Origin of the sequence: Mesorhizobium sp. M0938 (assembly GCF_040319125.1) — a bacterium.
Taxonomy (GTDB): Bacteria; Pseudomonadota; Alphaproteobacteria; order Rhizobiales; family Rhizobiaceae; genus Mesorhizobium; species Mesorhizobium robiniae.
In genome coordinates this window covers 483920-493305 of sequence record NZ_JAMYNS010000003.1, presented here as the reverse complement: position 1 = coordinate 493305, position 9386 = coordinate 483920, and the positions used below count along the sequence as shown (strand labels likewise).

Here is a 9386-nt window from a genome sequence, read left to right as displayed (position 1 = left end):
CCACACAACACCCCCTCCCCCCCCCCCCCCCCCCACCCCCAGCCCGGGGCGCCCCCGTCCGCGGTGTAAAAACACCCCCCCCCCCCCCCCCCCCCCCCGCGCCGCGCGCGGGGGGGCCCCCCCCCCGCCTCCAGAGAGCGCCGCGCCGGATTCGACGCGCACGACGCGCTCCCGTAATTTCAAACCTGCGCATGCAACCGATCCCGGTTTCAGGCGTCATGCGCAAAGAGTACCGCGCAAGGAGCAGGGCATGACCGCGCAACCCGCCGCAGCTCAAATCGCCATCTCGATGACCGGCATCTCCAAGCGCTTTGGTCCGGTCCAGGCGCTTCACGATGCCGATCTGGAAGTCGCGCGCGGCACCATCCATGGCCTCGTCGGTCAGAATGGCGCCGGCAAGTCGACGATCATCAAGGTGTTGGCCGGCATCCTGAAACCGGACAGCGGCACGATATCAGTCAACGGCGAGACCGTCGGCAATCTGACCCCATCCTCGGTCGAACGGCTCGGCGTCCATTTCATTCACCAGGACCGCTTGCTGGTGCCGACCGCCACGGTCGGCGAGGCGGTGTTCCTGCGCCATGAACTCGGCTTCGGCCCCTTCGTCAGCCGCCGTTCGATGAACCGGCGCGCCGCCGAACTCCTGAAGCGCTACTTCGACCTCGAACTCCCCATGGGCATCCTGGTGCAGGACCTGACCACGGCGCAGCAGAAGATCGTCCAGATCACCCGCGCGCTGGCGCAGAAGGCCTCGGTGCTGGTGCTCGACGAACCGACGGCGGCACTCGTCAAGCGTGAGGTCGACAGCCTGTTTGCCGTGCTGCGCCGGTTGCGTGATGATGGCATCGCGGTGATCTTCATTTCGCATTACATGCAGGAGATCGAGCAGCTCTGCGATCGCGTCACCGTGATGCGCAACGGCACCGACGTCGGCACCGTCGATCCGGCTCAGACGCCGATCGACGAGATCATCGCCATGATGATCGCGCGCGATGTCGGCGAGATGTTTCCGAAGCGCTCGGTCGAAATCGGCGCGCCGGTGCTCGAAGTCTCGCATCTCGGCATGGCCGGCAGTTTCGAGGACATCTCTTTCTCGGTGCGCCGCGGCGAGATCGTCGGGCTGACCGGCTTGCTGGGCTCGGGCGCCAAGGAGATCGTGCAGTGCCTTTTCGGTTTGGATCGCGCCGAAAACGGCTCGGTCAAGGTCGAGGGCGAGACCTTGTCGCTGTCCTCGCCGGTGCATGCCGTCCAGGGCGGTATCGCCATGCTACCGGAGGATCGCCGCGCCCATGGCGTGGCGATCGACCTGTCGGTGCGCGAGAACATCAGCCTTGCCAGTCTCGGTCGCTACAGCGGCAACGGTTTCGTCAAGCGCGGGCAAGAGAACCAGGCCATCGACAGCCTGATCCGCGAGCTGTCGATCAAGACGCCCGGCCGCGACACGCTGGTGCGCCAGCTCTCCGGCGGCAATCAGCAGAAGGTGGCGATCGCTAAATGGCTGAGCTGCCAGTCGCGCGTTTACATTCTCGATGAGCCGACCGTCGCAGTCGATGTCGGGGCCAAGGTCGAGATCTACAATCTGCTGAACCGGCTGGCCGGCGAGGGGGCGGCCATCCTGCTACTGTCATCCGATCTGCTCGAATTGGTCGGCGTCTGCGACCGTGTCCTGGTCGTCTATCGCGGCCGGCTGTCGGGCGAATTCTCTGGCGCCGATCTCGATGGCGACAGGCTGCTTGCCGCCTCGTCAGGTGCCCGCGGGCCGAAAGCGGAGGTTTCCTCATGACAGCAACCACCATGAACACCACAGGCAATGCCGCCGGGCAGTCCGTCGCCGCGCAGAGCGACGCGCGGCGTGCGCAAAACACCGGCAAGCGCATCGGCGCGGTCGCCGTGCGGCTCGGTGCCATCGCTACCTTTGCGTTGATCCTGCTCTATTTCGCGCTTTTTGCGCCGGGCTTCCTGTCCAGCTTCAACTTCATCAACGTCGTTGAGCAGTCGGCGATCCTCGGCGTGTTGGCCTTCGGCATGGCGGCCGTCATCATCGGCGGCGGCTCGAACGTCACCGAAGGTGGCATCGATCTGTCGATCGCCGCCAATATGGGCCTGTGCGCCGCGGTCTTCGCGACGATGCTGCAGGCCGGTTATCCCGATGCCGTCGCCATCCTCGCGGCGATCGGCTGCGGCGTTGCGATCGGAGCTTTGAATGCCGTCGCCGTCGTTGGCCTCGGCATCCTGCCGCTGCTGGCGACGCTGGCCGTGATGAACATCGCCGCCGGCGCCGAGCTGACGCTGACGCAGAACACCGTGGTCGGCGCCACCTCGCCGTTGCTGGGTTTCCTGGTGTCGGGCAGTTTCCTCGGCATCTCAACGCTTGCCTGGTGTCTGATTCTGTTTTCCGCAATCATGCTCGTCTTCATCCACAAGACGGCCTTCGGCCTAAGGCTCTATGCCGTCGGCGGCCACCCGGAAGCGGCGCGTGCCGCCGGCATCAGCGTGCCGCTGCACGTTTCCTTCACCTACCTGTTCTCAGGCTTTTGCGCGGCCATCGCCAGTATTCTGGCGGTCTCGCGGCTCAGCGCCAGCACCCCCGGCTCGGGCGAGATGCTCTTGTCGGTGCTGGCCGCCGCTCTGCTCGGCACGGTTTTTTCCCGGCGCCTGGTTCCGACCATCGGCGGCACGCTGCTCAGCGTTTTGTTCATCGGCTTCCTGGCCAACGGCTTTCAGCTCCTCAACGTGTCGAGCTACTGGGTCAACGGCGTGCAGGGCGCGCTGATCCTGCTGGTCGTCGCCGTCACCTCATTCGCCCGCGGACCGGAGGCATCTCGATGAGCGTCTCGCAAGACACGAGCGCCTCTGGCGCACAACGGCTCGGCAGCTTCATCGCCAGCTACAGCGTGGTCATCACCTTCCTGGCGATCTGCCTGTTCTTCGCTGTCGCCAGCCCGACCTTCCTGACCGGCGCCAACCTCTACAACGTGCTGGTCAACAATGTGGTGATGCTGGCCATCGTCGCGCTCGGGCTCACCATCGTCATCTCGTCGGGCGGCATCGACCTGTCGGTGGGCGTCTCGGTCGACATGGCGAGCATGGTATTCGTCATGCTGCTCGCTGCCGGCTATGGCGGCGTGTTCGGCGTCACCGTAGGGCTGCTGGCGGCGGTCGCCGTCGGCGTGCTCAACGCCATCCTGATCACCCGACTGAAGATCAGTCCGTTCCTGGCGACGCTCGGCGTGCTGTTCATCGGCCAGAGCACGCAGCAACTGGCGACCAGCGGCGGCCAGCCGATCTACCTGATCACGGGCTACGCCGGCGACCAGTTCAACGCCATCGCCAGGACCTCGGCTCTGGGCGTGCCGGCACCGGTGCTGGTGCTGGTCGCCTGCATCGCCGTCGTCTATCTCCTGCTGCATCGCTCGGTCTTCGGCCGCGCCGTCCAGGCCATGGGCGCGCAGCCTGGCGTCGCCTGGTATTCGGGCCTGCGTGTGCCGCGTCAGCAGTCGCTGGTCTATATCGGCTGCGCGCTGCTCTGCGGCATCACCGGCATCCTGCTGTCGGCGACGGTGAAGTCCTACGTGCCGCTTTCGGGCAACGCCTTCCTGCTCGATGCCATCGGCGCCACCTTTATCGGCACCACGCTCAGCGCCGAACGCCGGCCGACGGTCATCGGCACGCTGCTTGGCGTGTTGCTGCTTGCGGTGGTCAAGAACGGGCTGCTGCTCATCGGCTGGAATTTTTACTGGCAGCAGGTCGGCATCGGCGTTCTCGTCTTTCTCGTGCTCGCGGTGAGCTTCGGCTTGCGCCGCGCCCGCCAGTAATTTTTCGCCTCTTCGTCAAAGGATTTCTCTCCATGCCCAAATTCGATGTCAGTTCGGTCGGCTTCTACGTGCTCGACATTCTCGGCCGCCCGGTCTCGCGCATCCCGGAAGGCGGCAGGGCCGACTATATCGAGGAGATCCGCATGACCGTCGCCGGCACCGCCGGCGCAACGGGAATGGACTGCGCCATCCTCGGCCTGAAGACGCAGGCCGTGACCACGCTCGGCACCGACGACATGGGCGACTGGTTCGTCGCCAAATTGCAGAAATATGGTCTCGACTGCGGTCTGGTCCGCCGCGACGGCAGCGTGCAGACCTCGTCCACCATCCTGCCGGTTCGACCCAATGGCGAGCGGCCGGCGCTGCATGTGCCGGGCACCGCAACCGTCTTCCGTGTTGCCGACGAAGATCTCGACGCCGCGCTCGATGCGAGTGTCGTCCATGTCGGCGGCACCGGCTTGCTCAAAAGCTTCGACGGCGAGCCGACCGTGCAACTGCTGAAGCGCGCCAAGGAACTCGGCCGCACCACCACCTTCGATCTCATCCAGGCGACGCCGGAAACGATTGCCTTCGTCGAGCCGTGCCTGCCCTATATCGACTATTTCGTGCCGAGCATCGATGAAGCCAGCGAGATGGCGCATGAGCGCGATCCCGCAAAGGTTGCCGCCTACTTCAAGTCGAAGGGCGTCAAGAACTGCCTGCTCACGCTTGGCGGCGAGGGCGTTTATGTCGCGCCCGAGAATGGCAGACCGTTCCATCTGCCGGCCTTCGACATCGAGGTCGTCGACACCACCGGCTGCGGCGACAGTTTCACCGCCGGCATCATCGTCGGCATTGTCAGAGGTTGGGATCTCGAACGTTCGGCGCGCTTTGCCTCGGCGGTTGCCGCCAAGGTGGCAATGGGCCTCGGCTCGGACGGCAAGCTGGTCTCCTTCGACGACACCATCGCCGCGATGAATTCCCTTCCGGTCAAGGCGCCTGCGCGCTCCTACGCGCACGCCTGACGCCAGCACTCCTAAAGGACATTTCCCATGAGCAATTCAAGAATCGGCACGGTCGCGCTGGTCACCGGCGCCAGCCGCGGCATCGGCCGGGCGCTTGCCGTCGGGCTGGCGAAGTTCGGCTACGATGTCGCGGTCACCGACCTGCCGGGGCAGGCCAAGGAACTCGACATAACGCGCGCCGAGATCGAGGCTGCTGGCCGCAAAGCCTACGTCTACACGATGAATGTCAGCAGCAAGCAAGAGGTCGAGGCGACCGCTGCGGCGCTGCTCAGGGATGCCGGCCGCATCGACGTGCTGGTCAACAATGCCGGCATCCTCAAGCCCAGCCTGCTGCAGGATCTCGATGAAGCCTCGTGGGACGCGCATTTCGACGTCAACGCCAAGGGTGTGCTGTTGATGTGCCAAGCGGTGCTGCCGCATATGCGGGCGCGCAAATCCGGCCGCGTCGTCAACATCGCCTCGATCGCCGGGCGTCAGGGCGTGCCGACGCAGGGTCACTACGCCGCGACCAAGGCGACTGTCATCACGCTGACCCGCGTGCTGGCGCAGGAAGTCGGCATGGACGGCGTCACCGTCAACGCCATCTGCCCCGGCATCATCCTGACCGAGATGGGCAAGAACAATCTCGGCAGCGACGAGGCCATCCGGCACTGGGAAGAGGTCGCAGCGCTAAAGCGCCTCGGCTATCCCGAGGATATCATCGGGCCGGTGTGCTTCTTCGCTTCGGGGCAGTCAGCCTTCGTTACCGGCCAGGCGCTCAACGTCTGCGGCGGTATTTATTTCCACTAAGGCGCACTCTGAACATCAGATCCAAGGGGCTCAGTCGAGAAGGCCTGGCACCCGCCGCCGCGCAAGCTCAGGGCGTGGGGTGAGCAAGGCTTACGATGTCTTCAACGTCGATACGGGTGCGCGCGAAGCGCTTGAGCACCAGCGGGTCATGTCCTGGGACGATGTGAGCCGGGGAACTGGCAAGTTGTTTCATACGCTCGACCCCAAAGATCACGTCGCTCAGTCGATCGAAGACCGGGAACGGCTTTTCGCGCTCCATATTGGCGTAGAAATGGGCGGCATCGGAAGCGACGACCACGGCGCCATTGTCGGTTTCCACGCGTACCACTTGAAGCCCGCGTGAGTGGCCTCCGATCTTGTGAAGCGTGATGCCAGGTGCGATCCGCGACTCCGGATCGTGAAAGCAGACTTTGCCGTTGTAGACGCGCCGCACCATGGCGGTGACATCTTCAGCCTCGAATGGATGGCGCATTGCATGGTGGCACATGCAGCGGCCGGTCGCGAATTCCATCTCGGCATCCTGCAAGTGGAACGTCGCGTTGGGGAACAGATGATGGTTCCCGCAATGATCATAATGCATGTGTGAGATGATGACGTCGGTCACATCCGCATGGTTGATACCGATGACCGCCAGGCCCTCGTCGACAGGCCTGACGATACTGCGGCCGCGTCTGTCGCCAGTCGGCTTGTCGAAGCCTGTGTCGACGATGAAGGTGCGCTCTTCGCCGACGATCGCCCAGACGAAATAGTCGAGGGGCATGGGCACGTCATGCGTGTCGCCGCCGAGGAAATTCTCGCCTGAGCGGCGCTCGAAATGGCCGTAGCGCACGGCATGGATTTCATAACGTCCGGCACTCATCGTTCAGCTCGCTTCGGCAATATTCGGCTTCTCGGCCGAGCCAACCTCCACATGGGCCCATGTTTCGACGGTCTTTACCATGCAGGTGAAATCCGAGTCGGGTCCGTAGAGCTGGTTCGTTACGCTCAGCAACTGACGAACGGCACTGCCCACCACCATCGGCACGCCGATCGCCTCGGCCTCATCGACGCAAAGCCGCACGTCCTTGAAGGACAGGCCGGTCGCGAAACCGAAATCGAAGGTGCGAGGCAGCACCGATTTCGGGAACTTGTCTTCGGTCGCGCTGTTACGGCCGCTGGAGGCGTTGATAACGTCGATCATGACCTTGGGATCGAGGCCTGCCTTGACACCCATGACGATCGCTTCGGAAGAGACGGCGAGCGCTGCCGCCGCAAGCAGGTTGTTGGCAAGCTTCATGGTCTGAGCGGCACCTTGAACCTCACCCATGTAAAAGATCTTTCCGAAATTCTCGATCACTGGCCTTGCGATTTCAAAAGCCGGCTTCGGTCCTGATACCATCACGGCAAGCGTGCCGTTGCGGGCACCCTTCAAACCACCGCTGACCGGCGCATCGATCATGGCTATCTTCTTCTCGGCAAGGCTCGTGGCAACTCTGGCCGCTGTGCGCGGGCCGGTCGTTGATATGTCGATGAAAATCCGAACCGCCTTACCCTCGGCGATGCCAGCCTCGCCGAGTGCGACATTTTCAAGAATCTGCGGGCTCGGCAGGCTGGCAAAGACTATTTCGGCAATATCGGCGACCCCGCTCGCGCTGTTGGCGACTTTCGCCCCCGCGGCTGCAAGGTCCTGTACCGCCTTGCGGTCGACGTCATAGACCGTCACATCACAGCCGGCATTGATGAGGCGAGTCGCCATCGGCGTGCCCATTTTCCCGACGCCAACAAAGCCGATTTTCATCGTCGACATGATCGCTCACTCCTCGTTCGGGGCATATTGCCCATGGTACTTGCCTCGATCTCCAGGGATCGCATTTGGTCAGGTTTTCACCGCTGGCTCTTCTAGCGCCACGCCTGTGCGCAGCACTAGAAGTTCCGCTATGTCCACGACCTTCAATTTGTCGGCCACGCCGAGGGCATCGACCGCCGCGGTGTACATCACCTTGTCCTTCGGGCAGGCGACGGCGAAATATGCGACGTCACCCAGGCTCAGCGCTTCGCGTATCCGGTTCTCGCTCGGCCGCTCGGTCACCCCGTCGTCGTTCTGCCAGATGCGGCCGCCGCCGGCGCCGCAGCAAAAGGAATTTTCGCGGCAGCGCGGCATGTCGTGAAGCTGATAACCGGCGGCGCGGATCAGTTCGCGTGGTGCGTCGAAGCCGCCATTGTAGCGCCCGAGATAGCAGGGATCGTGATAGGTAACTCTGGCGCCGTCGGCCACGACAAGGTCGAGCTTTCCTGCCGCGATCAGTTCCGCTAGCAGCGCCGTATAATGCAGAACCTCGAACGCCGCGCCGAAGTGCCGGTAGTCGTTCTTCAGCGCGTTCAAACTGTGCGGATCCGTAGTCATGATCCGGTTGAAGCTGCACGCTTTGATCTCATCGATATTGGACTGAGCCAGCGTCTCGAACAGGCCCTCTTCTCCGGCGCGCCGCACATCGTTGCCGCTGTTGCGCTCGGCGTCGAAGAGAATGCCGAAATCAACATTGGCGGCAGTCAGCAGTTCGGCAACCTTGCGGGTGATCTCCTGAACGCGCGGATCGTAGGACGCGTAATCGCCGACGAACCATAGGACGTCGACAGGTTCGCTGCGCGCGTCCTTGACCGGGAAGCCGAGCTCCCTGGTCCAGCGCGCCCGCATCTTCGACGGCTTGCCCATAGAGTTGCCGAGACGGGTCAGGTTCGACAACGTGTCCTGAAGCCCGGGGCTGACATGGCCCTCGTCAATCAGATGGCGGCGCATGTCGATGATCTTCGGCAGGTGCTCGATCTCTACCGGGCACGCCTCCATGCAGGCGCGACAGGTGGTGCACGCCCACAACGTGGCCTCTGAAATCACGCCGCCGACCAGCGGGGCCGCCGACGGCCCGCCGCCAAGGGCGTCGCGCATGTCGGTGATCAGCATCTTGGGACTGAGCGGCAGGCCCGCCGAATAGGCGGGACAGACTGCCTGGCAGCGTCCGCATTCGGTGCAGGAAAGAAGGTCGAGCTGCTGTTTCCAGTCGAACTGGGAGAGCTTGTCGACGCCGGGGCTTTCACGCTCGCGCGGCACCCCCGGCGCGGTGCCGCGCGGTTCGAGATTGCGGAAATAGATGTTCGGCGCGGCCAGGAACATATGCCGATGCTTGGAGCCGGGAATATAGACGAGAAAGGCGAGGATGGCGCCGACATGCAGCCAATAGCATATCTCCTGCGTCGCCTGCGCTGGCACACCGGCGCGGCCGAGCAGGCCGGCAAGCCACGAGGCGACCGGTCGCCACGAACCGTCCGCGCCGCCCAGAATGCGCGCCGCTGCTTCAAACAGCAGCGAGCCCACGATCAGCACGATCAGCACGTAGATGATCGCTGCGTCGCTGCCGCTCGATCCCTTGAACCGAGCCGGTCTCAGGACATAACGCTGATAGAGCGCAAGCCCGACGCCGATCAGCATCAGCACCGCGAAGAAATCCTGCAGGCTGGCGATCCAGGTCTCGCCTCCAATAGACGTCAGTGAAAATCCCGGAAACAGGCGCGAGCCGAAAGCCTCGATCGTCGCGGCGAACAGGACGAAGAAGGAAATGAAGATGATCGCGTGCAGCACGCCGGCGAGCGGCTTGCGCAACATCTTCCTGTGCAGGCCGATGGCAGTTGCCACGCCCTCCAGGCGCCGCATCGGTTGGTCGAAACGGGCAGCCTTCGGCGCGTTGGCAAGCGCGGCCACGTAATGGCGCGCGCGCCAGCCGGTCATTGCGATTGCCGAGGCTAG

Annotated in this window: 8 protein-coding genes; 5 read left to right on the top strand and 3 right to left on the bottom strand. The window is 63.8% G+C overall.

Annotation, left to right across the window (positions count from 1 at the left end; genetic code table 11):
* Positions 1-250: 250 nt before the first annotated feature.
* Genes NKH73_RS07640 through NKH73_RS07620 form a run of 5 tightly spaced genes read left to right on the top strand, consistent with a single transcriptional unit; the run spans position 251 to position 5608 of the window.
* Positions 251-1783 carry a sugar ABC transporter ATP-binding protein gene (locus tag NKH73_RS07640; RefSeq protein ID WP_352929814.1) on the top strand — a complete coding sequence of 511 codons (1533 nt, stop codon included), beginning with the start codon at positions 251-253 and terminating at the stop codon, positions 1781-1783.
* Positions 1780-2829 carry an ABC transporter permease gene (locus NKH73_RS07635; RefSeq protein ID WP_352929812.1) on the top strand — a complete coding sequence of 350 codons (1050 nt, stop codon included), beginning with the start codon at positions 1780-1782 and terminating at the stop codon, positions 2827-2829. Before NKH73_RS07640 ends, NKH73_RS07635 begins: the two co-directional genes overlap by 4 nt.
* Positions 2826-3815: an ABC transporter permease gene (locus NKH73_RS07630; RefSeq protein WP_352929810.1), complete on the top strand. Its 990-nt coding sequence runs from the start codon at positions 2826-2828 to the stop codon at positions 3813-3815. The genes NKH73_RS07635 and NKH73_RS07630 overlap by 4 nt, the downstream gene beginning before the upstream one ends.
* 32 nt (positions 3816-3847) lie before the next feature.
* The gene (locus NKH73_RS07625; RefSeq protein ID WP_352929807.1) at positions 3848-4819 is read left to right on the top strand and encodes a carbohydrate kinase family protein; all 972 of its coding nucleotides are present in this window, start codon (positions 3848-3850) and stop codon (positions 4817-4819) included.
* A 27-nt stretch (positions 4820-4846) separates the two neighbouring features.
* The gene (locus tag NKH73_RS07620) at positions 4847-5608 is read left to right on the top strand and encodes an SDR family NAD(P)-dependent oxidoreductase (protein WP_352929805.1); all 762 of its coding nucleotides are present in this window, start codon (positions 4847-4849) and stop codon (positions 5606-5608) included.
* 67 nt (positions 5609-5675) lie between these two features.
* Here the strand turns inward: NKH73_RS07620 and NKH73_RS07615 are convergent, their stop codons facing one another.
* The 3 genes from NKH73_RS07615 to NKH73_RS07605 form a co-directional block, all read right to left on the bottom strand.
* Entirely contained in the window at positions 5676-6467 is a 792-nt protein-coding gene (locus NKH73_RS07615; RefSeq protein WP_352929802.1) for an N-acyl homoserine lactonase family protein, read from the bottom strand.
* 3 nt (positions 6468-6470) lie between these two features.
* The gene (locus NKH73_RS07610; protein ID WP_352929801.1) at positions 6471-7394 is read right to left on the bottom strand and encodes an NAD(P)-dependent oxidoreductase; all 924 of its coding nucleotides are present in this window, start codon (positions 7392-7394) and stop codon (positions 6471-6473) included.
* 69 nt (positions 7395-7463) lie between these two features.
* A complete protein-coding gene (locus NKH73_RS07605) occupies positions 7464-9368 on the bottom strand; it encodes a heterodisulfide reductase-related iron-sulfur binding cluster (protein ID WP_352929799.1) in 1905 nt (634 codons plus the stop codon).
* Between the last annotated feature and the right edge of the window lie 18 nt (positions 9369-9386).